This window comes from Larkinella ripae, assembly GCF_054780775.1.
In genome coordinates this window covers 120,629-142,343 of sequence record NZ_BAAGVR010000022.1, presented here as the reverse complement: position 1 = coordinate 142,343, position 21,715 = coordinate 120,629, and the positions used below count along the sequence as shown (strand labels likewise).

The following is a 21,715-nucleotide window of genomic DNA, read 5'->3' as shown; positions in this document are numbered from 1 at the left end:
ATAGCTACCTGTTCATGAAAATTTCTCCGCTTAGCTACCTGGCTAAAGCCACGGCTTTGATCACCTTGCCCCTGGTTGGCTGCACGGTGCAGGATCATAACCTGCCTTCCAGCCGGGTTGAACTCAAATCCCATTCCACAACGCCAGCCCTGGTTAAAAAACATTCCGGTTTTGAAAATCTGGATGTTTACTCACTGCTTAGTTCGGACGATAAGCTCGGTCAATCGCCCAGTTACATTTTTGGGGGCTCGGCCGACGGCGCGGGTCTGCTCAAGAATAACGATGATACCTATACCTTACTGGTCAACAACGAAGACAATTTCGCCGTTTCCCGGGTAACGTTGGATGCCACCTTTAAACCGGTGAAGGGCGAGTATCTGCTTAATTCCGACGGGGCTCAGTGGCGCCTTTGTTCGGCCACCATGGCAACACCGGAGGAACACGGTTTTGGCCCGGTTTTTCTGACCTGCGGAGAAAGCGGGGAGGAGTCCCGGATTCATGCCCTCAATCCCTACGGCGACCCCACAACGGCGGGCGTGACCAAGGAAATTCCCGCGCTGGGTCGGCAGAGTGCCGAAAACGCCCTGCCGCTGCCCAAAACGGCGTATCCCGGTAAAACCGTCATTATCATTGGCGATGACGACAGTGCTATTTACGGCGGACAGATTCTGGTATACATCAGCAATACGGTCGGCGATCTGAACAATGGCAGCTTTTATATGCTCCGCCGGAAAGACCTCAATCAACAGGAAATGGCCATGAAAGAGGGCGATTTGCACGATGTGGAGCTGGTCAAAATCGAGAACCAGGCCACGTTGACGGGCTTGCAACTCAATCAGAAAGTGGATGAAGTAAAGGCCATTAAATTTGGTCGGGTCGAGGATGTCGATTACCGCAAAGGAGGGGGCGCTCAGGGCCGGGAGGTTTATTTCACCGTTACCGGACAAAACAATACGGGCGTCAATGCCGACTATTCCCGCTCCAAATACGGCCGCATTTACCGGTTGAAACTGGACGAAACCGATCCGACCAAAGGCAAGCTGTCGGTGGTGCTGGACGGCGATAACCGCAGCGGAGTTGCCAAAACCTTTCAGGACCCGGACAACATTCTGGTCACGGAAAATTTCGCCTACATTCAGGAAGACCCCAATGGCTACGGGAATGAGACCCACGATGCCTACATCTACCAGTATAACCTGAACACGGGTGCCTTAAAAGTCGTCTTCGAACTGGATCACCGCCGGAATCAGGCGGATGTGGCCAAGTACAACGTGGGCGGAGTTTCCAAACTAGGCGACTGGGAGAGCAGCGGAATCATTGACATTTCCGACATCATTGGCGTACCCAATACCTTTCTGTTTGGCGTACAGCCCCACACCTGGACGGGCGATCAGTATAAAGGCGTGGATGGCGGTTCCAAACGGCTCAACGAAAGACAAGCCAGCCAGCTGCTGATCGTGAAAGGGTTGCCCCGGTAAATCATCCAATTGCATTTTACACGCATTCCTGCCAGGACGTCCTGGCAGGAATTTTCCTTTTTTTCATGATAAAGCGCATTCTGCTCGTAGGTGCTGCCGGATTGCTGATCCTGGGGGCTTATCTGGCTTTTCGTCGAACTACGCCACCCGTAACCGCCACGCCGGTGGAACAGATTCAGGCTCAATTTCAGCGCGACCTCGCCGTGCTGGATTCGACCGTCCGGATTCTCCAAACGACCCTCGAATCCGGCGACAAACCGGCCCGGCAGGCGGCTTTCCGCCAGGCCCGACTCGCCTGGAAACCGGTGGAATGGCTGGCGGAGTATTATTTTCCGGCTACCGCCAAAGCCATCAACGGAGCCGCCATTCCCGAGTACGAGGAATCCGATGCCAAAACGATCGATCCGGAGGGTTTTCAGGTGATTGAACCCCTGCTCTTTCCCGCACCGGATCCGGACCAGCAGGAGGAACTGATTCAGCAAATGGCAATTCTAGCCGCCAACGTCAAACGCCTTTCCATCGTTGCCCAAAACAATCCAACGACTGACGCTCATCTTTTCGATGCCCTGCGTCTGGAAGTTTTTCGGATCATTAGCTTGGGAATTACCGGTTTTGATTCGCCCGTTGCCCAGTATTCGCTGGCAGAAACCGATGCAGCCCTGCGCGGACTCAAACGGTATATCGCCTATTACCGCCCGGAATTGCAAAGCCGCAATCCGCAACTGGCCGATTCCCTGGAAACGCTTTTTCAACAGGGAAATCGGCGTTTGACGGCTTCTCTGGGACCCGAAGCTTTCAATTCCTTTGATCGGCTCGCGTTTATTACCCACATTGCGAACCCCCTGAGCAGTCTGCTGCTGGATGCACAAACTGCCCTGGGTATTCAACCGTTCAACGAATCGCGCGGTCTACGGCCGAACGCCCGGACGCTGTTTGCGGCCAATGCCTTCGATGTCAATCATTACGCGCCCGGGCGGGACCATCGGCCTACGCCCCAACGGATCGCTCTGGGTAAAAGGCTGTTTGCCGATCCAGTCCTGTCGGGCGATGGGGGACGCGCCTGTATTAGCTGTCACCAGCCGGAGCGGGCTTTTACCGATGGTGTCGCCCGAAACCGCACCCTGGATGGTCGCCAGACCGTGCTGCGCAACACGCCGACGCTTTGGAATGCCGGGCTGCAACGGGCTTTGTTTGCGGATTCGCGGGTGACGTTTCTGGAAGATCAGGCTACCGATGTGGTCACCAACGTGGACGAAATGCACGGCTCCTTCGAACATGTAGCCTATCGTCTGAGGGCTGATCCGGAATATACTCAACAGTTTAAGGCCGCCTATTCGGATGGCATTACGTCGTTCACCATTCGCAATGCGCTGGCCAGCTACGAACGTTCACTGGTCAGTCTCAATAGCCGGTTCGATCGCTATGTTAGGGGTGAAAAAACCGCTCTGGATGCGCAGGAGATCCGGGGCTTTAATCTCTTTGCCGGGAAAGCCAAATGTGCGACCTGCCATTTTCTACCCCTGACCAACGGGTTGGTTCCCCCGCATTTTGAAAAAAGCGAAAGTGAAAATCTGGGTGTTCCCCAGGTGGTGGCCTGGAAAGGCGGCAAGCTTGATCCTGATTTGGGAAAATACCGCCATACCCGGGGCGCCATCCATCGCCGGTCCTTCAAAACGCCTTCCGTGCGAAACGTTGAATTAACCGCGCCCTATATGCACAACGGCGCATTCCGTACCCTGGAGGAGGTCATTACTTTTTATGATCAGGGTGGGGGAAATGGGCTTGGCATGAAGCAGGAATACCAAACCCTTCCCGAGGACCGACTTCAACTGACCCAAGGGGATAGAGCCGCTTTGGTTGCTTTTATGAAAGCACTCACTGATATCCAGGCGGTTCCCAGGTAGACCAGAGAACAGGGAGCAGGCGGTTCGGGGAAAGACCAGGCATTTTCACAAGGTGACTGGGTTCTCTGTTCTTTTTAGGATTATTAGTAATCAAAACACGTTTTTCCTGGCTACTACTTCAATGGCTTAGTAGCGCCAAAGTCTATCGTTACTTTAGGCGGGTAAATGGAGATGTCGGTATGCAAACAAAAAAGCCACTTACAAGAAATTGTAAGTGGCTGCTATTTAAGGCTCCCGAAGCTGGGCTCGAACCAGCGACCCTCTGATTAACAGTCAGATGCTCTAACCGACTGAGCTATTCGGGAAGGACAACCCATTGTGGCGGGTTATTGTGGGTGCAAAAGTAAGTGCCGGCCGCAACTCTTGCAAACATTTTCATTAAAAATACGTAAGAAACCGCTCGGTTAGACCGCTGAAGAACCCAGCGTTGGCACCCGAGCCAGAATTAACTCCTTGATCTGGCGGGCATCACCCCGGGTGAAATTCTTGATGACAATTTCGGGCCGCGCCCGCGGTATGATGCGGATGGTCGAAAAAAATAAACCATTGTCAATCTCCACCCCGGAAATATCCCCGTAGAAAACAAAGTTGTCGGTGCCGCCGATCAGCTTATTGACGCGGAAGGTTACCCCCTTATCGTTGAATTCAACAACGTCGCGGTTGATGGGGTCTTTGAAACCGCTGGATTTGAAAACTTCTGCCATGTGCGTTTTAGAAAAATCAGTACTTTCAAACCGGTTGCCGTTGCCATGCCGACTCCCGGCACACCAAGCTATTTCGGAATGTAAATGACCTTTTTAGTTTCGAAGAAGGGTTCGTCAAAGTAACGGGCCAACTCGTAGATCTGATACTTGTCTTTGATTTCGGCCAGCTCTTCGGCCAGATCACCCCCTTTCAGGTATAAAACGCCGTTCCGAAGTTTATTGTTACCGTTTTTTAAGATCTTGTAACGGACCCACCCCAGAAACGGTTGCAGGCGCGTGACCGCCCGGCTGACCACAAAGTCGTAGGTGGTTTTCAAGTGTTCAACCCGGACCTGTTCGGCCCTGACATTGCTCAAACCCAGGGCCGAACTGATTTCGGTAACCACTTTGACTTTTTTGCCAATGCTGTCGACCAGGTGGAAATCAGCCAGCGGAAAAAGAATGGCCAGCGGAATGCCCGGAAAACCGCCCCCCGTACCTACATCCAGAATTTCGGTGCCTGGTGTAAACTGGATCACCTTGGCAATACCGAGCGAATGCAGGACGTGCTTTTCGTACAAAGCATCAATGTCCTGTCGCGAGATGACATTGATCTGGGCGTTCCAGTGGCGGTATAACTCTTCCAAGGCTGCAAACTGCTCCAGTTGCGGCTTCGTCAGGTTCGGAAAGTATTTTTTGATTAGCTCCAAGGTAAAGAATGATGAAGGATGAAGGATTGACTATGAATGATGGAGGCAAGTTGTGAGCGAAGTCCATTCATCAATTATAATGTATCGATCATCATATAAAGTGTCACTTCCATTTCATCCGGCGGTTTTTATTGCGGGGACGTAGCGTAACGAACCCCATAACGATATAATAAATTCCCATTACCAAATCCAGGAACGGAATGGCCATCCAGTCAACCGTATGCCCTAGGCGGTAGCTAATGCGCCCCACAACGGCCCAGAAAACCAGGAACCGAAAGAAAAATAAACCGCTCGCGATGACCAGAAGCTGGCCGTCCAGGTGGTTCATGAGTCCGGAAAAACCGGTGTTCAAACCACTCAGGATGGTAACCAGCACAACCACCGGCCCCGCTACCCAGGTCAATACATGGGAAAGCGAAAGGAGGCCCAACCAGACTTTGTTGCGGGTTCGGTAGTATTTTCCCACTGACAAATGCCGCTGCTTCTGGTGCCACCACTCGGCAAACGTTTCTTTCGGTTTCGAGTACGTGAAGGTGGCCGGATGCAGGCTGACCGCAACGTTTCGGGAAGTCGCTACTTCATTGATAAACAGATCGTCGTCGCCACCTAGTACGCGAATGTGGGAATAAAAGCCTTTATTATCTAAGAATACTTTTCGGCGGTACATTAAATTGCGGCCAACGCCCATGTAGGGTAGCCCGGCCAGGGCCATCGAAAAATACTGAACGGCGGTAAACAACGTCTCGTAGCGAATCAGGCGGTTGATCCACCCGTGTTTTTTTCGGCGTTTGTACGGACCAAAGCCCAGCACGATTTGTTTTTTCGGATTATCGAGCTGAGTCACCATGCCCGCGAGCCAGAACTCACCAGCGGGTTGACAATCGGCATCCGTTAGTAAGATAATGTCGTGAGCCGCATTGCGAATACCAGTGGTCAGCGCGTATTTCTTGGGAGTAACGTGATCGTGTTCCCGGTCGATGCGAATAAACCGGACGTGCTCAAACCGGTCGGCCGATTTTTCCAGAAACTCCCGGGTGCCGTCGCTCGAACGGTCGTCCATCACCAGCACTTCAAAGGAAGAATAGACCTGATCATCGAGCAGGGGCAGGAGTGTCCGCAGATTGTCCAGCTCATTCCAGGCGCAAACAATAATGCTCACGGGGGGATCGGGGGAGGGGCCATCATCGGCCAAGGCATCACCGGACAGGGCCGACGAATCGGTCACCTCTGGCGACCAGTTTTCGTTGGGATCGGCATAAAAAGCCGTCCTTGAAAAAATACCGAGAATATAAAAAAGTTGTATGCATACGGATAAGAGGCACACAACCAGTACAATAGACACCACGAAAACACGTAAATTGGCTGATGGATTGCATAGGAATGCAGCCGCAAATATACAGCTTTTGATTTTCGTCGCTGGACTTTCGAACTTTGCCGGTCGAAAAGATCGTTGTACGAATCCATCATGCAGTTTACCATCCAGGCTACCGACCCGCTGTCGAAAGCGCGTACGGGCGTCATCACGACCGATCACGGTCAGATTGAAACCCCCATCTTTATGCCCGTCGGAACCGCCGGAACTGTGAAAGCTGTTCACCAGCGCGAGTTGGCGCAGGACGTACAGGCGGAAATTATTCTGGGAAATACGTACCACTTATACCTGCGACCGGGTCTGGATGTGCTGGAAAAAGCCGGCGGTTTGCACCGGTTTAATGGGTGGGAGCGGCCCATTCTGACCGATAGTGGCGGCTATCAGGTGTATTCACTATCCAATACGCGCAAAATCAAGGAAGAGGGCGTCACGTTTAAGTCCCACATTGACGGCTCGAAACACATTTTTACGCCGGAAGGCGTCATGGATATCCAGCGGATTATCGGCGCCGACATCATCATGGCTTTCGACGAATGCACACCCTATCCCTGCGAATACGGGTACGCCCGGACGTCGATGGAAATGACGCACCGCTGGCTGACCCGCTGCATCGACCGGTTTGATACCACCGAAAATAAATACGGGTATCGCCAGACGTTATTCCCAATCGTTCAGGGCAGTACGTATAAGGACCTCAGGCGACAGTCGGCTGAATTTGTGGCCGAACAGCAGCGGGACGGAAACGCCATTGGCGGTCTGGCCGTGGGCGAACCAGCCGAGGAAATGTACGGGATGATCGAGCACGTCAATGCGATTCTGCCGTCCGATAAACCGCGTTACCTGATGGGCGTTGGAACACCCGAAAATATACTGGAAGCCATTGCGCTCGGAATTGATATGTTTGACTGTGTAATGCCCACCCGCAACGCCCGACACGGTTTGGTTTTTACGTCACAGGGCATCATAAACATCAAAAATGAGAAGTGGAAAGCGGATTTCAGTCCGATCGATGAAGAAGTAGGCGGTTATGCCAGTACGTTTTATTCAAAAGCCTATTTGCGCCACCTGATCCGGTCCGAAGAAATATTAGGCGCACAAATTGCCAGTCTCCAAAACCTTACCTTTTATTTATGGTTAGTAAAGCAGGCCCGACAACAGGTTTCCGCCGGAAATTTCGTGAAATGGAAAGGTTACATGACAAAAAAACTGATGCAACGTCTTTGATAGTAGCCAAATCCTGTTTTTCTTGTGTCGGAAAACGGATAAGCATCTTGAACAAAGCTGTCGGGAACTTGTTTGTAATCTACCAATGCCTGTTTGTAAACTAAGTGAAAATCTATAGTTTTGCGGCAAAGTGTTGAAAATTGCATGATAGACCGGCCAAACTAACCGAAAAACGTTGTTTTACCACACTCAAATGGTTTATTAACTGTCAAACAATAACCTGATAAGTATGAAAAAAGTATCCCTGTTCGTAAGGGCAATGGGACTGGCTCTTCTGGCAGCGACAGGTGCCAGTGCTCAGTATAACCCGAAAGCCTCGTATGATGGTCCTGCTAAACTGAACACCTGGTCAGTTTCTGTAATGGGCGGACCCACTCAATTCTTTGGAGACCTTCGGGAATATGACTTCTATCCAGTCTCAAAGACCGGATTTGACAGCTACAACGAACGCAAATCGGCGTTTTTTGGTGTAGCGGTCGGAAAACAGTTATCCCACCTGTTTGGGCTTCAGCTGGATGGGCAATTCGGTAACCTGGTTGGAATGAAGCGCCGGCTTTATTATTCCTATTTTCGATCAAATTTTATCCAGACCGATTTGACGGGGAGTGTGAACCTGAAAAGTCTGCTGTTTGGTATCAATAAAATGAAACGCTGGAAAATTGATGCCTACACCGGTATTGGTGTGGTGTTCTTTAAATCAACAGCGTATGAGTTGGGAACGGGCCGCGTTCGTCGCTGGACCAAAACCAACAATGGTGACGGTATTCTGCGCGAAGCTAAATACGAAAAAGACTGGGCCATCCCCATCGGTTTAGCGGTTAACTACGAAGTAAGCGCCCGTTTTGATGTCGGTCTGGACTTCCGGTTCACGAATGTGAACACCGACCGTCTGGATGCGACAATTGGTGGCAATAGTTCCAGCTATTTTGACGGTTTCGGAACCCGTGGTCAGTTTGACAACCCATTTGAACGGAAAGGGGAATCAAACCTGGATAAATTAGGATATGCGGCCGTATCGGTAACCTATAAATTAGGAAAGAACGCCATCAAGGTTCAGAAAGTGAACGGCAAGTATGACTACGACACCACCAAAGGGACGTATCACCTGCGTTGGACCGATCCGAGAAACCTCATCAAACCGCCGGTTATCCTGACGCTGGAACAAATCGACTCCGTGGCTAAAGCCAACCGTCCGAAAGACATTGATCCGCGCCTGTTGATGGATACCGATAATGACGGTGTTTCCGACTACTTCGACCGTCAGCCCAACACGCCAGCCGGAAGTATCGTTTCGGGTGCGGGTGAAGCCATCGACTTCGATAAATACGTAAGTGCAGCGTTGCCGGGTATTGCCTGCGCCGAAATCCTGACGAACGTAAGCTTCGACACGGATAAAAACATCATCAAACCGCAGTTCTACGATATGTTGAACAAAGTGGTTGAATTGCTGAACAAAACGCAGTGCCGTCTGCAACTGTCAGGCCACGCCGACCGTCGCGCTTCCGACCGGTACAACATTGCACTGTCGCGTCGCCGGGTTGAAGCCGTCAAAAACTACCTGGTGAAACAAGGTCTGAATGATCCTAACCGGATTATTATCGACTACTTCGGTTCGTTCAAACCCATCGGCGACAACTCACGCGCTGGTCTGACGAAAAACCGCCGGGTTGAATTGCGGCTGGTTCCGTAATCTGATCCACGAAAAGTACGAAAGCCCCGACAGGTCACACCTGTCGGGGCTTTTTGCGTAGTGTAGAAAACCGGCCCAATTTCGAAGCCAGCAGCGCGGAGTGGGCGAATATTGAACCCATCCTATATATTTGCCGGTGGATCATCGGCCTTCCCTCTTAACACGTTCCGTTGTGTACGAAGCATTAAAACAAAAAGAAAAACAGATTGCCGTCATCGGTTTGGGGTATGTTGGCTTACCGATTGCCCTGGAGTTTGCCCGGCAATTCAAAGTCATTGGGTTCGACATCAATCCGGAACGGGTCGCCCTGATGCAGCAGAGTGTGGACCCTTCGCATGAACTGGCTCCGGGCGAGTTTGAAAACCGGGATATTGTGTTTACCGACGATCTGGAAGTGCTGCGGCAGGCTCATTTTTTCGTAGTCGCCGTGCCGACGCCGGTCGATGATTATAAAGTTCCGGATCTGAAACCCCTGCAGCGGGCCTCCGAAACGGTCGGAAAGGTCCTGAAACAAGGCGATTATGTCATTTATGAATCGACGGTTTATCCGGGCTGTACGGAAGAAGATTGTTTGCCGATTCTGGAGCAGTTGTCGGGCCTGAGCGTGGGTCGGGATTTCAAGATCGGTTACTCGCCCGAGCGCATCAATCCCGGCGACAAGGAACGCACGTTGACCACCATCCTGAAAATAGTGTCCGGCAGTGATGCGGAAGCCCTGGAGGAGATTGCGGCCGTTTACGGCAGTATTATCCGGGCCGGTATTTATAAAGCGCCAACCATCAAAGTCGCCGAAGCGGCCAAGGTAATTGAAAATACCCAGCGCGACCTGAACATTTCTTTAATGAATGAATTGTCGATTATTTTCGACAAAATGGATATTGACACGCAGGAAGTCATCAAAGCCGCCGGTACGAAATGGAATTTTCTGAAATTTACGCCCGGATTGGTGGGCGGCCACTGCATTGGCGTCGATCCGTATTACCTGCTCTACAAAGCCCGCCAGCTGGGCTATGATCCGCAGGTGATCCACAGCGGGCGTCGGATCAACGACGGAATGCCAGCGTACATTGCCACCAAGCTGGTGCAGATGCTGATTAAAAAAGGCAAGGCCCCGCAGCAGACCAAGGTGTTGGTGATGGGCATAACCTTCAAGGAAAATGTTTCAGACATTCGAAATTCAAAAGTGGCCGACCTGGTGCGGGAACTGATGAAATACTCGGTCAATGTGCACATTGTCGATGCATTTGCGTCGCCCAACGAAGTCGCCCACGAGTATAACCTGACGCTGATGGATAATCCGTCGAACCAGTATGATGCGGTTGTGCTGGCGGTCGCCCACGATGCCTATAAAAAGCTGGACATTTCATACTTCCGATCCATTATGGGAGCACAGCCGGTTTTGCTTGATCTGAAAGGACTTTACACCAAAGAAGAAACCGCCGGAATCGACTATTGGCGAATGTAATAAGCTGAAAATCAAAAGGTAGAATTGGCGGCTTTTTGGTAGTTATAAAAAACCGGATCGCAGGTTGTTACAAACTCCCGGCTTTTACGTCTCAATAAAACATAAAAATTGCAAGCCTCACTGCTAGCGATTGCTTGTGCTTGCAATTTTAAGTTTATTTTGACTGCTATCACCAATGCCGCGATTCGTAAAACCGGAGAAAAGCACTTATAAGGTCTTGCTGGTGGATGACCACTCCATTGTCCGTTCGGGAATCCGTTTGTTACTAAAAGAGCAGTACAGCGCGATTCAGGTTGATGAAGCCCGAAATGGCAGCATCGCCTTTGGTAAGATCATGGATACTACCTACGACCTGGCGGTCATGGACATCAATATGCCCAATACTGATACATTCAGCTTGCTGCAAAATATCCGAACCGTGTCACCTGATTTGGCAATCATGATTTTTAGCATCATGACCGAGTACGCGTTTGCCAAGCGGTATTTACAAATGGGGATCAAGGGATACGTTAGCAAGCAGGCGGAAGACGACGAAATTTTGAAGGCTGTTCATACCATTTTGTTGGGACGAAAGTACATCGATTCGGCTTTGCGGGAGCAAATGGGGGAGGATGCCCGCTTCGGGAAAGACGCCGACCCGTTTGAAATGTTATCGAACCGCGAACTGGAGATTGCCTACCATCTGGTGAAAGGTAGGTCGGTCAGCCACATTGCGGATATCATGAATATCCATACTTCGACCGTTGGTACTCACAAAGCCCGGATTTTTGATAAGTTAAAAGTGAATAATGTAGTGATCATGAAAGATTTAGCCGCTCAATATCGACTGATTTAAGCGACGAACAGTCCGTGCCGTTTATCGTTAAAACAACAAAAACCGCAACCGGAATCCGGTTGCGGCCAGGGCAGTCTGACTAGTTGAGGCAGTCTATATTTTGGCGCCTTTGATGCTTTTACCAACGGCCAGTAACTCTTCCGGCGTTTGGTAGCCCAGTACTTTCTTAACTACTTTTCCGTCGCCATCAATGAACAGCAGCGTCGGATACCCTTCCAGCGGATACTGCAACGCCAGCCCCGGGCCTTCTCCGCTCTCCATGTCCATTTTCACGTTGATAAACTCCTGGTTAAAGAAGTCCCCCACGGATTTTTGCGTAAACACGTTCTTTTGCAGCATTTTGCAGGGACCGCACCAGGTCGTGTAAGCATCCAGGAAAATAATTTTGTTCTCGGCTTTTGCTTTCGCCAGATGCGCTTTCCAGGTAGCCTCCGCAAATCGAATCCCCGGTTCGGCGCTGGCGGTCGAAAGGCTCGTTTCCGACACCGTGGCTGCGGACTCACTTTCGGCTGCGGTGGCGGTTTCTTGGGCTGTTGCCTGTTCTCCTTCCGATTTGCCTTTGGAGTTGCAGGCATTCAAAACGAGCGTCAGGGCAAGCAAAAAAGATAGCAAACGTGTGCTTTTCATAACAACGAGTTCTGTTTGTTCTGGTACTATACTAACGGCGAACGAATTCGGATTGGTTCTTTTTATCAGTAAATTTCGGATAGAAAGTAAGTTCGCCGTCGCAATTTTAATGAAAAAAGTTTAGTTATCGACGTTTGTTCCCGGCCATTTTGAATCGAAAATAGTACTCTTCTCAATTCTTTACGAACTTTGCGGCTGGGGAGCGGTTTAAAAAACCGTACTCCGAATCACTATGGAAGTAAAACAAGCAGAGTTTGTGATGAGCAATTCCGACCCGGCCCGCTGCCCGAAGCCGGATAAACCGGAGTATGCCTTCATCGGTCGCTCCAACGTCGGAAAATCGTCGCTCATCAACATGCTGACCACCCGGCACAGGCTGGCAAAAACATCGCAGACACCCGGGAAAACCCAGCTGATCAACCATTTTCTGATCAACACCGACTGGTATCTGGTCGATTTGCCGGGATACGGTTTTGCCAAAGCTCCGCAGCGCGAGCGGGAGAAATGGGAAAAGATGATCGACAGCTACCTGACCGGACGCCCCAACCTGATCTGTACGTTTGTTCTGGTGGATGGCCGGATCGATCCGCAGCGCATCGACCTGGAGTTTATGGAACGGATGGGCCAACGCGGTATTCCCTTTGTGATTATTTTTACAAAAACCGAAAAAGTCAGCTCGAATGCCATCCAGCAAATGGTCAAACGGTACGAACAGACGCTTCGCAAGACCTGGTCCGAATTGCCCCCGATGTTTATTTCGTCGTCGGTGAGCCACCGGGGCAAAGCCGAAATTCTGGACTACATCGATCAGCTTAACAAAGAGTTTTACCAGGAAATGAGCGCCCAAAGCTAGGAAGAACCGTGGCTCTGGTCCGGGAAATGGCCGGCAGAAATGCGTCCGGCCAGTATTATCTGCGGGTTATTAACCTTATCTTTGCGGTTCAGTTTTTGTTAAAGTTGGCAATAACCCAATCAAAAAGACCGTTACCCATTAAACAAGCAGCATGGAAGCGCTGAAAGAAATTGCAAATATTGCCGGAAAAGGCGGCCTGTACCGAATTGTAAAACCCAGCCGAACGGGCGTTATTGTGGAATCACTCGATGAAAAAAAAGAAAAATCGATGATTGGTCCCACCGCGCGCGTATCCGTATTGAAAGACATTTCGATTTATACCGACGACGAGGAACAATCGAAACCGCTGGCCGATGTGTTTATGGCCATCTACGAAAAATACGAGGACAATTTGCCCATCACGCCCAAATCAGCGTCGAATGCCGAACTGGCCGATTTCATCGCTGGCGTGGTGCCGGAATACGATCGTGACCGGGTGCACATGTCCGATGTGAAGAAAATGATCGGTTGGTATACCATTTTGCGGAAAAATCTGCCAACCGCGTTTGAGCAAAAAACCGAAGAACCGGCAACTGCCGAGGTCACGCAGGACGAAGCGCCTTCGGCCCCGGCGGAAACGGAAGAGCAAAAAGCATAAAGAATTTCCATTTTCAGTAATCGAAAAAGCAGGAACTGGCCTTTGGCTTCCTGCTTTTTTTAGTTTCAGTGACTTGGGAAAAGAACACGATTCCTTTTAGCTCGTGTCTCTAGAGAAAACGCCCCATTTTTTCCTCCGAAAAACCGGCGCTGGAAGTCATGCCTTTGCCGCCAATGCCGGTAACGATGTGGATGTTATCCTGATCGGCCTCAAAAATTTCGTCTGGGGTTTGGGCGTAAAAACCGGCCCAGGTGCGCTGGATGCGGTCGATCGGGAAGGTGACAATGCGCTGGGCCTCCTGAATAATCAATTGATTGATGTAATCCTGGGTATCGAATCCCAGCTCGTCGGTTTGCGTGGCCGGGGCATATTCGTGCGAATCACCGAGGATGACGGAGCCGTCGGGAGCCTGTTTGAACAGGACGTGAATCCCCCACTTTTTGAGTTCGGCCAGGTGCTCTGGGGTCTGAAGCGCTGCGTACGATGGACAGCCGACGAACGACTCGTAGCGCCGGATGGTCAGGCCCGTCAGAATATTGCCGGGAAGCGCAATTTCCGGCATCGGAACCGTACGCATCATCTGTAATTTGCTCACAACCAACCCACTTTGGGCAAACAGGTCGGGAAATAACAACCGAAACTCGCTGCCGTTGCAAATCAACACGTTCCGGGCCGAAAACCGCTCTCCGCTGGCCAGCCTGACAGTTGCCCCCTCGGCCGTCGATTCGCAGCCGATCACGGCGGCATTGTTTCGATAACGGACATTCGGGAATTTCGTAGTTAGATAAACAATCAGCCGGTGAATCATCTGATCGGGCTCGACACTGACTTCGTCCGGAAAAACCAGCGCGCCCTGCACGTACTCCGTCCGGAAAACCGGGTAACGGGTCAGTGTCTGTGCTTTCGACCACAGTTCACACGGATACCCCTCGGCCCGCCGTTGGTCGAACAGCTCATTCGCCAGCGCCCATTCGTCCGCATCCGACGCCACGTAAACCGAGCCGTTTTGCCGAACCGTAATGTCGTACTCCTGCTGAATTTCGCGGTAAAGTTCCAGACTGCGCCGACCGTACTGATACCAGCGCCCGCTCAGACCGGACGGCACTACCTGACCGAAATTGCGGACGGTGGCACTTACGGGCCGGTTATCCTTTTCCAGAAGCAGCACTTTTTTTCCGGCCCGGGCCGCGTGGAGCGCGTGAAAGGTACCCAGAATGCCCGAACCAATGATGATGAAATCGAAAGAAGCCAAACGAATGATGAATTAGAATGAAGGAAGGTCGGTTTACGGTATACGGTTTTCGGTATACGGTTTTCAGTTTCCGGTTTTCGGTAGGTGGGTACTACTGGCGGTGAACCGAAACGTCGGCTTGGCGAAAACCGTATACCGAAAACTGAAAACCGTATACCGGAAACCGAAAACCGTATACCGAAAACCGGTCATTGTAAAAGAGCTGGCAATTCGGCGAGTGATGCCAGCAGGCGGTCGTGCGGATGGGTTTCGAGTTGCGTCTGGCTGTGGGTGCCGTTCACAACACCCAGGTTCAGGCCCACGCCGGCGGCTTGCCCCGACAACAGATCCGAAGGCGTATCGCCAATGTTTACCACCCATTTTGGATCGGTAACGGCCAGCAACCGCATCGCTTTCTGGATCATCAACGGCTGCGGACGTCCGTGTTCCACTTCATCGCTGGCAATCGACGCCTGAATAGTGGTCTGATCGTTTCCCACATACTGCTCATCCAAGCCGCTCAGCCAGCCCAGTTTTTCCAGGATAATGTCGGTTACGGTGCGGTAAAAACCGGTCGTCAGCGCAATCCTGATCCCGTTTTTTCGCAGAAATTCAAAGGTTTCCAGGCAGCCTTCGGTTGGAACGACTTCCTGCGTCCGGTAGTGGTTTTCCAGAATTTCGGTAAAAAGCTGGTACGACTGGTCCACCATCGATTGGAGTTCGGCGGGGGTAGCACCGTTGAGTTGCTCGCGCCACAGGGTTTCGAAAACAAACCGCTTGGAAAGGCCCTGCATCGCCAGAATGCGTTCGTCACTGACGTGCAGATTGGTTTGGGCGGCCGCCCGGGCGAAACAATGTTCAACTTCGTGCTGGTCCCGAACGGTGGTGCCAGCCATATCAAATACAACCAGTTGGAAGGGTTTCATTTTTGCAAAACGGATGGACGATCAGGGGCCAAACATACAAAACAGAAAACGATAAACGGCGACCGGTTTATTAAATTCCTGTGATCCTTGAGGTTATCACGGCTTCTTTGTAGCTTCCCTTTTTCAGGGACCCGGTTCGGGATGACCTGATGTTGTGCAATTCATTTTGAATGACGTACTACTATGGCGTATCGCTGTTCGGTTCGAAACGTGACGTACCGGTTCGACGATTTGAAGACCTTGCTGGCCAAAGCTACGCCGTTGCGATCGGGTGATCAGCTGGCGGGTGTGGCGGCCCAAACCGCCGAGGAGCGGGTGGCGGCCCAGATGGCGCTGGCGGATGTGCCGTTGACGACGTTCCTGAACGAAGCGGTGGTGCCGTACGAAACCGACGAAATCACCCGGCTGATTCTGGATACGCACAATACCGGGGCTTTTGCGCCAATCCGCCAGCTGACGGTTGGCGATTTGCGAAACTACCTGTTATCGGAAGAAGTCGATACGCAAACGCTGACGAACCTGCAAGCGGGCCTGACGCCGGAGATGGTGGCGGCAGTGAGCAAGCTAATGCGGAATCAGGATCTGATCACGGTGTCGGCCAAATGTGAGGTCGTGACCCGGTTTCGGAACACCATCGGGCTCAAGGGGCGGTTTTCGACCCGGCTCCAACCCAACCACCCGACCGACGATTTTCGGGGGATTGCGGCCAGCATCGTCGATGGGTTATTTTACGGGAGCGGTGACGCCGTGATTGGCATCAACCCGGCAACGGACCACGTTCGGACGGTGATTCGGCTGGTGGATATGATGGACCAGATTCGCCAGCGGCTCGATATTCCGACCCAATCGTGCGTGTTGAGCCACATCACCACCACGCTACAGGCCATTGAACAGGGCGCGCCGGTCGATCTGGTGTTTCAGTCCATCGGCGGCACCGAAGCGGTCAATGCGTCGTTTGGCGTCAATCTGGCCATTTTGCGGGAAGGGCAGGACGCCGGCCGTTCGCTGAAACGCGGTACGGTGGGCCAGAACGTTATGTATTTTGAAACCGGGCAGGGAAGCGCGCTGTCGGCCAATGCCCACCATGGCGTCGATCAGCAAACCTGCGAAGTGCGGGCCTACGCGGTGGCGCGGCTTTTTGAACCCCTGCTGGTCAATACGGTGGTCGGTTTTATCGGGCCGGAATATTTGTACAACGGAAAGCAGATCATTCGGGCCGGTTTGGAAGACCACTGCTGCGGGAAATTGCTGGGACTGCCGATGGGGGTCGATATTTGCTATACCAATCACGCCGAAGCCGATCAGGACGACATGGACACCTTGCTGACGCTGCTCGGAATGGCGGGTGTTAACTTTATTATGGGCATTCCGGGGGCCGACGATGTGATGCTGCACTACCAGAGTACGTCGTTCCACGATGCGCTGTACGTGCGGGATTTGTGCCGACTGCGCCCCGCACCGGAGTTTGAAGCCTGGCTGCTGCGTATGGAATTGACGAATGCCGATGGAAAATTAAAGCCTGCCCAGAATACGCATCGTTTACTGCAAGCCGCCGGATTATGAACCCTCTGCCCGACCAGGCTGACCCCTGGGCTTTCCTGCAAAACCACACGTCCGCCCGCATCGCCCGCGGACGAACCGGCCACAGCCTGCCCACGCGCGCGTTGCTGGATTTCCAGCTCGACCACGCCCGCGCCCGCGATGCGGTTTATTCGGCGCTGGAAGCGGATGAACTGGAGCGGCAACTGGCGTTGATTCAGCCGCCGGTTTTGCGGCTCCACAGTCAGGCGGCCGACCGGGCGCAGTACCTTCAGCGGCCGGATTTGGGGCGAAAACTGGATGAGAATAGTTTGAAATTGCTGCACGATGGAGGAACCGGAAACCTGTCAGGTCTCCAAGACCTGACAGGTTTAACTACCGATTTGGATACCAGTTTGGAAGAGAGCGGTTTTGACCTCTGTATCGTTCTTGCCGACGGATTATCGGCCACGGCCATCAATCGGCACGTGGTGCCGGTGGTTTCGCGACTGGCGGAAGAAATTCAGAAAGTAGGCTGGTCGTTGGCCCCGTTTTGTGTGGTGGAGCAGGGGCGGGTGGCCATTGGCGACGAGATCGCGCATGCACTCAAAGCCGAAACCGTGCTGGTGCTGATTGGCGAACGGCCCGGCTTGAGCTCGCCCGACAGCCTGGGGGCTTACCTGACGTTTCATCCCGAACCGGGCCTGACCGACGAATCACGGAACTGCATTTCCAACATCCGGCCCGAAGGATTGCCCTACGAAGCGGCCGTGCAAAAAATACGGTATCTGCTCACGGCGATGAAAAACCGGCGGTTATCGGGCGTGCAACTGAAAGATGAGTTTGACGACACCTTACTGGGGTCTTAGCGCAGTGGTTGCAAGGTCGTTTTCATGCGGCTGGTCAGGAAAACTTTTTTGCCCGAGATCCGCTCCAGCATCGGTTTGAGGATTTTGTCGGCGTTCTGGCGGGTCTGCTCCAGAATGCCGCTGTTCAGGGCCGACTGCCGGATTTGCGTTTCGGCCCGGCGGTAAGCTTCGCTGACCAGTTGGGCTTCTTCCAAAAAGGCGTATTCCGTATTGAAAACCCGCGAGCGCCGGTGGTCAATCTTATAGGAGCAAAGCTCCGGATCGGGCAAATGAACAATCAGACTGTCGCCCTGCGTCGTCAGGTCTTCGGCCGTAATTTTGGTCAGATCGAGGCAACCGATCGCTTCGCCCTCGACAATGAGCACGGCTTTTGGATTGGGGAGCCACTCCCGCACCAACTGGTGTTCCACAATGTCCTTAAACCGGTATTGCACCAGCTCCAGCTTGCCCAGTTCGGCAACTTCCTGCAAAACAACCGTTTGTGTAGTCTTCTCCTGTTTGGTCAATCCACTAAAAATCGACCAGCTCCGCAATTGTTCCCACATCACAATCAGACCCACAACCAGCAGGAGCAGCAAAAACAGACGAATCAGTGCATTGAGAAAGCGAGTCATTGCGTGGAGGTTAGCCGGTTTTTAGGGTACGGTTTACAGTATGCGGTTTTCGGATTTGCTGATCGGGATCGGGTGCTCCATCGCAAGCCGGATACCAAAAACCGCAAACCGGTATCCCAGAAACGAAAAATCCCAAACCAATTACTTAGTTCAGGACTTCGGTCAACTGTCATCATAGGTTAGTGAAAATGCTGAGACGTATCCGCCGGTTGCTTTTCCAGATCGAACAGATCCGTCAAAACATCAATCAGCGTATCGGCTTCGCCCCGTTTGCAGGCGGCTTTGAGTTGCAAAACCGGAGCCTTCATAATTTTCTGCATGATGCTGCGCGTAATTTTCTCCACTTTTTCGGATTCTTCGGCAGTCATGTTTTTCAAATGGCGGGCAATTTCCTCTTTGCGAATCTGCTCCAGCGCATTTTTGAATTTGTTGATGGTGGGCGACACGATCATCTCGCGGGACCAGTCGTTAAACTCACCAATCGACTGATCGATGATGGCTTCCACCTGCGGAATCGACGCCATCCGGCGGCTCAGGGCTTCGTCGGCCCGGTTCCGAATGTGATCGATGTTATACAAAAGTACGCCCGGCACCTGCTCGACATTCACATCGACGCTCCGGGGCACTGATAAGTCAAAGAAATACTTGAACGTCAGGGAGTTTAATCCTGACAACAAATCAACCGTAATCAGCGGTCTCTCAACCAGAACCGACGAAATAATTACGTCGGCCTGGGCGATTTCTGCCGTCAGATTCGCAAAGTCAGCCACCCGGAAACCGTGTTTCTGCGCCAGTACGTCCGCTTTGGTGCGGGTGCGGTTGCAGAGCGTAATCCGGTTCATTTTGCGGGCGGCCAGGTTTTCGCAGATATCGGCGCCAATTTCCCCCAACCCAATCACCAGAACCGACGGGCCTGCCGATCCGTGTTCGGCCATGTACGGGCAGCCGGCGGCACCACCAACCAGTTCCTCAATCAGTTCAACAGCGGCATACGAAACCGATGCGGCTCCGTCGCGGAAGCTGGTTTCCTGCGCTACCCGTTTGTTGGTGAAGAAAATGGTGTGCATCAGGCGGTGCAGAAAAGGCCCCGCCATGTCGAGGTCGGCCGACCATTGGTAGGCCTGTTTAACCTGATTCGGAATCTGCATGTCGCCCACTACCTGCGAGTGCAGACCCGTGCAGACTTCAAACAAATGCCGGACCGCAGTGGCCTGGGTATCAAAAAAATGAAAATAAGGAAGGTAGTCGTCCGTAGAAGTGATTCCTTTTTCGGCGAGCAGCAAGCGGGCAATTTCCGGGTTCAGATTCTGAGTAGAAGCGTAATAGACCTCCGTACGGTTGCAGGTAGAAATCACCAATGCTTCCGTAGCTCCGAAAAATTCGCGGAGTTTAATCAGAAACTGCTTGGACTCGTCTTCGTTTAATGCAATTAGCTCCCGAACGGCCAGGGGGGCGGTTTTGTGTGAAAGACTAATTGATTTAAAGAAATCGTGCATTGTTACTAATCAAATAATGCCCAAAATTACAATACAATTCTCTTACAGAAAACACTGTTGAGGCAGTTTCAGTTTACTATTCACTTATTTAGAACCGCTATAAACTATTACAAAGTTCTCCTTCTTATATCCTATTTACAAGATTATTCCGGTGAGCCGGGATTTATGCACATTGAATTGCGAAAATTGAACGTTATGACGTAAGTTCAGGCAAATTACGCGGCCGACAATCGGGTTGTGATGAGGATTGTCATCGAGCTGAATGATCGTTTTCAGCTGGTACGCAGAAAACCGGCGCGGGGTTGCCTGACACAAACATTTATGTTAAAATCACTGGATATATACGGGCAGCGCAACACGCTGAAGATTGTGGTTGCCCTGAATCTGCTGCTGGTCGGTACGGCTTCGCTGCTCTACACGAATAGCCTGGTGGAGAAGCTGGAGGAACGGGAGGAAAATTACGTTCGGCTGTACGCCAAGGCGCTGATTAACATCTACACCACCGATCCCAACGAAGATGTAACGTTTATCACGCAGGAGATTCTTTTTGTCAATCAGAAGAACCAGGTCGAAACCATTTACATCGACGAGACCAACCACATTGCCTACAGTAACCTGGAATTTCCGGGCGTCTCCGAAGAGGAACGAAGGCGGCTGGAAGCCGAAGAGCTGGTGGAAATGAAAAAAGAGCATAAACCCATCGTGGTGGAGCTCGCCAACAACAAGTGCGGGTTTATCTACTACCATAATTCGTCGCTGCTGACTCAGTTACGGTTTTTCCCGTACGTTCAGCTGGGCGTGATGGTGACACTCGGTTTTCTGGCGTATCTGGCGTTCAGCTCGGCGCGCCGGGCGGAGCAAAACCGGGTGTGGGTGGGGCTGGCAAAAGAAACCGCCCACCAGTTGGGAACACCTCTGTCGTCGCTGATGGCCTGGGTGGAGTATTTCCGGACGGATGATGCGATGGATCAGTCCATTGCCGATGAAATCGAGAAGGACGTTAAACGGCTGGAGACGATTGCCACCCGGTTTTCGAGTATTGGCTCCATCCCGACGCTGAAAAGCGAGGATATTTACGACACCGTGCAGCAGTTTATTGTCTACCTCGAAAAGCGAATTTCAACCAAAGTGAAAATGCACGTTGAGAACTTTCTGATCGATGGCAAAGAGGTTAAAATCAACAAGCTGTTGTTTGAGTGGGTGATTGAAAACGTTTGCAAAAATGCCGTCGATGCCATGAGCGGAGTAGGTAGCCTGACCATTCGGTTGTTGCCGCTTCCGCGCAACGAGATTGCCATCGACATCACCGATACGGGCAAAGGAATTAGCAAAGCGAACTTACAGAAAGTGTTTAACCCCGGTTACAGCACCAAAAAACGCGGTTGGGGGCTGGGGCTGACACTGGCTAAACGGATTATCGAAGAATACCACGACGGGCGGCTGTTCGTCAAAAGCTCCGAAGTCGGCAAAGGAACCACGTTCCGGATTTTGCTGAAGGAAAACGTGGTGAGCGAGGGACTCGTTGTGAAGGGAGAAAAAACCGTAAAAAGCGCCTGATTGCGTTCAATCAGGCGCTTTTTACG

19 protein-coding genes and 1 tRNA gene are annotated in these 21,715 nt (G+C 51.9%); 11 read left to right on the top strand and 9 right to left on the bottom strand.

The window, feature by feature from the left end; genetic code table 11:
• The first annotated feature begins 14 nt into the window (after positions 1 to 14).
• Both ACYVHX_RS13470 and ACYVHX_RS13465 read left to right on the top strand, forming a co-directional pair.
• Positions 15 to 1,478, top strand: a complete 1,464-nt coding sequence (locus tag ACYVHX_RS13470) for an alkaline phosphatase PhoX (protein WP_460672171.1) — start codon at positions 15 to 17, stop codon at positions 1,476 to 1,478.
• 65 nt (positions 1,479 to 1,543) lie between these two features.
• Positions 1,544 to 3,382 (top strand): cytochrome c peroxidase, encoded by a 1,839-nt coding sequence (locus ACYVHX_RS13465; RefSeq protein ID WP_460672170.1) that lies wholly within the window; start codon positions 1,544 to 1,546, stop codon positions 3,380 to 3,382.
• Positions 3,383 to 3,613: 231 nt separating this feature from the next.
• Here the strand turns inward: ACYVHX_RS13465 and ACYVHX_RS13460 are convergent.
• The 4 genes from ACYVHX_RS13460 to ACYVHX_RS13445 all read right to left on the bottom strand — a co-directional run bounded on the left by ACYVHX_RS13460 (position 3,614) and on the right by ACYVHX_RS13445 (position 6,000).
• A tRNA-Asn gene (locus ACYVHX_RS13460) sits at positions 3,614 to 3,687 on the bottom strand.
• Positions 3,688 to 3,786: 99 nt separating this feature from the next.
• Entirely contained in the window at positions 3,787 to 4,086 is a 300-nt protein-coding gene (locus ACYVHX_RS13455) for a hypothetical protein (protein WP_460672169.1), read from the bottom strand.
• A gap of 68 nt (positions 4,087 to 4,154) precedes the next feature.
• Positions 4,155 to 4,775, bottom strand: coding sequence for a 16S rRNA (guanine(527)-N(7))-methyltransferase RsmG (gene rsmG / locus ACYVHX_RS13450; RefSeq protein WP_460672168.1), 621 nt, complete (start codon positions 4,773 to 4,775; stop codon positions 4,155 to 4,157).
• A gap of 103 nt (positions 4,776 to 4,878) precedes the next feature.
• Positions 4,879 to 6,000 (bottom strand): glycosyltransferase, encoded by a 1,122-nt coding sequence (locus ACYVHX_RS13445; protein WP_460672167.1) that lies wholly within the window; start codon positions 5,998 to 6,000, stop codon positions 4,879 to 4,881.
• A gap of 240 nt (positions 6,001 to 6,240) precedes the next feature.
• On the opposite strand from ACYVHX_RS13445, the gene tgt reads away from it, so the two are divergent.
• The 4 genes from tgt (at position 6,241) to ACYVHX_RS13425 (ending at position 11,361) form a co-directional block, all read left to right on the top strand.
• Entirely contained in the window at positions 6,241 to 7,371 is a 1,131-nt protein-coding gene (gene tgt, locus ACYVHX_RS13440; RefSeq protein ID WP_460672166.1) for a tRNA guanosine(34) transglycosylase Tgt, read from the top strand.
• Positions 7,372 to 7,600: 229 nt separating this feature from the next.
• Entirely contained in the window at positions 7,601 to 9,061 is a 1,461-nt protein-coding gene (locus tag ACYVHX_RS13435; protein WP_460672165.1) for an OmpA family protein, read from the top strand.
• A 172-nt stretch (positions 9,062 to 9,233) separates the two neighbouring features.
• Complete coding sequence (locus ACYVHX_RS13430) at positions 9,234 to 10,526, top strand: nucleotide sugar dehydrogenase (RefSeq protein WP_460672164.1); 1,293 nt, start codon at positions 9,234 to 9,236, stop codon at positions 10,524 to 10,526.
• 175 nt (positions 10,527 to 10,701) lie between these two features.
• Entirely contained in the window at positions 10,702 to 11,361 is a 660-nt protein-coding gene (locus tag ACYVHX_RS13425) for a response regulator (protein ID WP_460672163.1), read from the top strand.
• Between the two features lie 93 nt (positions 11,362 to 11,454).
• On the opposite strand, the gene ACYVHX_RS13420 is transcribed toward ACYVHX_RS13425, so the two are convergent.
• Complete coding sequence (locus ACYVHX_RS13420) at positions 11,455 to 11,988, bottom strand: thioredoxin family protein (protein ID WP_460672162.1); 534 nt, start codon at positions 11,986 to 11,988, stop codon at positions 11,455 to 11,457.
• A gap of 232 nt (positions 11,989 to 12,220) precedes the next feature.
• Between ACYVHX_RS13420 and yihA the strand changes: the two genes are divergently transcribed.
• Both yihA and ACYVHX_RS13410 read left to right on the top strand, forming a co-directional pair.
• Positions 12,221 to 12,841 (top strand): ribosome biogenesis GTP-binding protein YihA/YsxC, encoded by a 621-nt coding sequence (yihA, locus tag ACYVHX_RS13415; RefSeq protein ID WP_460672161.1) that lies wholly within the window; start codon positions 12,221 to 12,223, stop codon positions 12,839 to 12,841.
• Between the two features lie 151 nt (positions 12,842 to 12,992).
• Complete coding sequence (locus ACYVHX_RS13410) at positions 12,993 to 13,478, top strand: DUF5606 family protein (RefSeq protein ID WP_460672160.1); 486 nt, start codon at positions 12,993 to 12,995, stop codon at positions 13,476 to 13,478.
• Between the two features lie 109 nt (positions 13,479 to 13,587).
• On the opposite strand, the gene ACYVHX_RS13405 is transcribed toward ACYVHX_RS13410, so the two are convergent.
• On the bottom strand, positions 13,588 to 14,730 hold the full coding sequence (locus ACYVHX_RS13405) for a TIGR03364 family FAD-dependent oxidoreductase (protein WP_460672159.1): 1,143 nt from the start codon (positions 14,728 to 14,730) through the stop codon (positions 13,588 to 13,590).
• Positions 14,731 to 14,918: 188 nt separating this feature from the next.
• Positions 14,919 to 15,635, bottom strand: coding sequence for an HAD hydrolase-like protein (locus tag ACYVHX_RS13400; protein ID WP_460672158.1), 717 nt, complete (start codon positions 15,633 to 15,635; stop codon positions 14,919 to 14,921).
• Between the two features lie 183 nt (positions 15,636 to 15,818).
• Here ACYVHX_RS13400 and ACYVHX_RS13395 point away from each other — a divergent pair, with 183 nt between their 5' ends.
• Together ACYVHX_RS13395 and eutC are read left to right on the top strand one after the other, a co-directional pair.
• Positions 15,819 to 17,198, top strand: a complete 1,380-nt coding sequence (locus ACYVHX_RS13395) for an ethanolamine ammonia-lyase subunit EutB (protein WP_460672157.1) — start codon at positions 15,819 to 15,821, stop codon at positions 17,196 to 17,198.
• Positions 17,195 to 18,022: an ethanolamine ammonia-lyase subunit EutC gene (eutC, locus tag ACYVHX_RS13390; RefSeq protein WP_460672156.1), complete on the top strand. Its 828-nt coding sequence runs from the start codon at positions 17,195 to 17,197 to the stop codon at positions 18,020 to 18,022. Before ACYVHX_RS13395 ends, eutC begins: the two co-directional genes overlap by 4 nt.
• On the opposite strand, the gene ACYVHX_RS13385 is transcribed toward eutC, so the two are convergent.
• Both ACYVHX_RS13385 and hemA read right to left on the bottom strand, forming a co-directional pair.
• A complete protein-coding gene (locus ACYVHX_RS13385) occupies positions 18,019 to 18,636 on the bottom strand; it encodes a DUF4230 domain-containing protein (protein WP_460672155.1) in 618 nt (205 codons plus the stop codon). The genes eutC and ACYVHX_RS13385 overlap by 4 nt on opposite strands.
• A gap of 179 nt (positions 18,637 to 18,815) precedes the next feature.
• Positions 18,816 to 20,132, bottom strand: a complete 1,317-nt coding sequence (hemA, locus tag ACYVHX_RS13380) for a glutamyl-tRNA reductase (RefSeq protein WP_460672154.1) — start codon at positions 20,130 to 20,132, stop codon at positions 18,816 to 18,818.
• Between the two features lie 321 nt (positions 20,133 to 20,453).
• Between hemA and ACYVHX_RS13375 the strand changes: the two genes are divergently transcribed.
• Positions 20,454 to 21,689 (top strand): sensor histidine kinase, encoded by a 1,236-nt coding sequence (locus ACYVHX_RS13375; RefSeq protein WP_460672153.1) that lies wholly within the window; start codon positions 20,454 to 20,456, stop codon positions 21,687 to 21,689.
• The last annotated feature ends 26 nt before the right edge of the window (positions 21,690 to 21,715 follow it).

What these genes read in the sequence shown, in the direction of transcription:
- ACYVHX_RS13470 (WP_460672171.1), top strand. Translation starts at nt 15, where the DNA reads ATGAAAATTTCTCCGCTTAGCTACCTGGCTAAAGCCACGGCTTTGATC.
- ACYVHX_RS13465 (WP_460672170.1), top strand. Translation starts at nt 1,544, where the DNA reads ATGATAAAGCGCATTCTGCTCGTAGGTGCTGCCGGATTGCTGATCCTG.
- ACYVHX_RS13455 (WP_460672169.1), bottom strand. Translation starts at nt 4,086, where the DNA reads ATGGCAGAAGTTTTCAAATCCAGCGGTTTCAAAGACCCCATCAACCGC.
- tgt (WP_460672166.1), top strand. Translation starts at nt 6,241, where the DNA reads ATGCAGTTTACCATCCAGGCTACCGACCCGCTGTCGAAAGCGCGTACG.
- ACYVHX_RS13435 (WP_460672165.1), top strand. Translation starts at nt 7,601, where the DNA reads ATGAAAAAAGTATCCCTGTTCGTAAGGGCAATGGGACTGGCTCTTCTG.
- ACYVHX_RS13425 (WP_460672163.1), top strand. Translation starts at nt 10,702, where the DNA reads ATGCCGCGATTCGTAAAACCGGAGAAAAGCACTTATAAGGTCTTGCTG.
- ACYVHX_RS13420 (WP_460672162.1), bottom strand. Translation starts at nt 11,988, where the DNA reads ATGAAAAGCACACGTTTGCTATCTTTTTTGCTTGCCCTGACGCTCGTT.
- yihA (WP_460672161.1), top strand. Translation starts at nt 12,221, where the DNA reads ATGGAAGTAAAACAAGCAGAGTTTGTGATGAGCAATTCCGACCCGGCC.
- ACYVHX_RS13410 (WP_460672160.1), top strand. Translation starts at nt 12,993, where the DNA reads ATGGAAGCGCTGAAAGAAATTGCAAATATTGCCGGAAAAGGCGGCCTG.
- ACYVHX_RS13400 (WP_460672158.1), bottom strand. Translation starts at nt 15,635, where the DNA reads ATGAAACCCTTCCAACTGGTTGTATTTGATATGGCTGGCACCACCGTT.
- ACYVHX_RS13395 (WP_460672157.1), top strand. Translation starts at nt 15,819, where the DNA reads ATGGCGTATCGCTGTTCGGTTCGAAACGTGACGTACCGGTTCGACGAT.
- eutC (WP_460672156.1), top strand. Translation starts at nt 17,195, where the DNA reads ATGAACCCTCTGCCCGACCAGGCTGACCCCTGGGCTTTCCTGCAAAAC.
- ACYVHX_RS13385 (WP_460672155.1), bottom strand. Translation starts at nt 18,636, where the DNA reads ATGACTCGCTTTCTCAATGCACTGATTCGTCTGTTTTTGCTGCTCCTG.
- hemA (WP_460672154.1), bottom strand. Translation starts at nt 20,132, where the DNA reads ATGCACGATTTCTTTAAATCAATTAGTCTTTCACACAAAACCGCCCCC.
- ACYVHX_RS13375 (WP_460672153.1), top strand. Translation starts at nt 20,454, where the DNA reads ATGTTAAAATCACTGGATATATACGGGCAGCGCAACACGCTGAAGATT.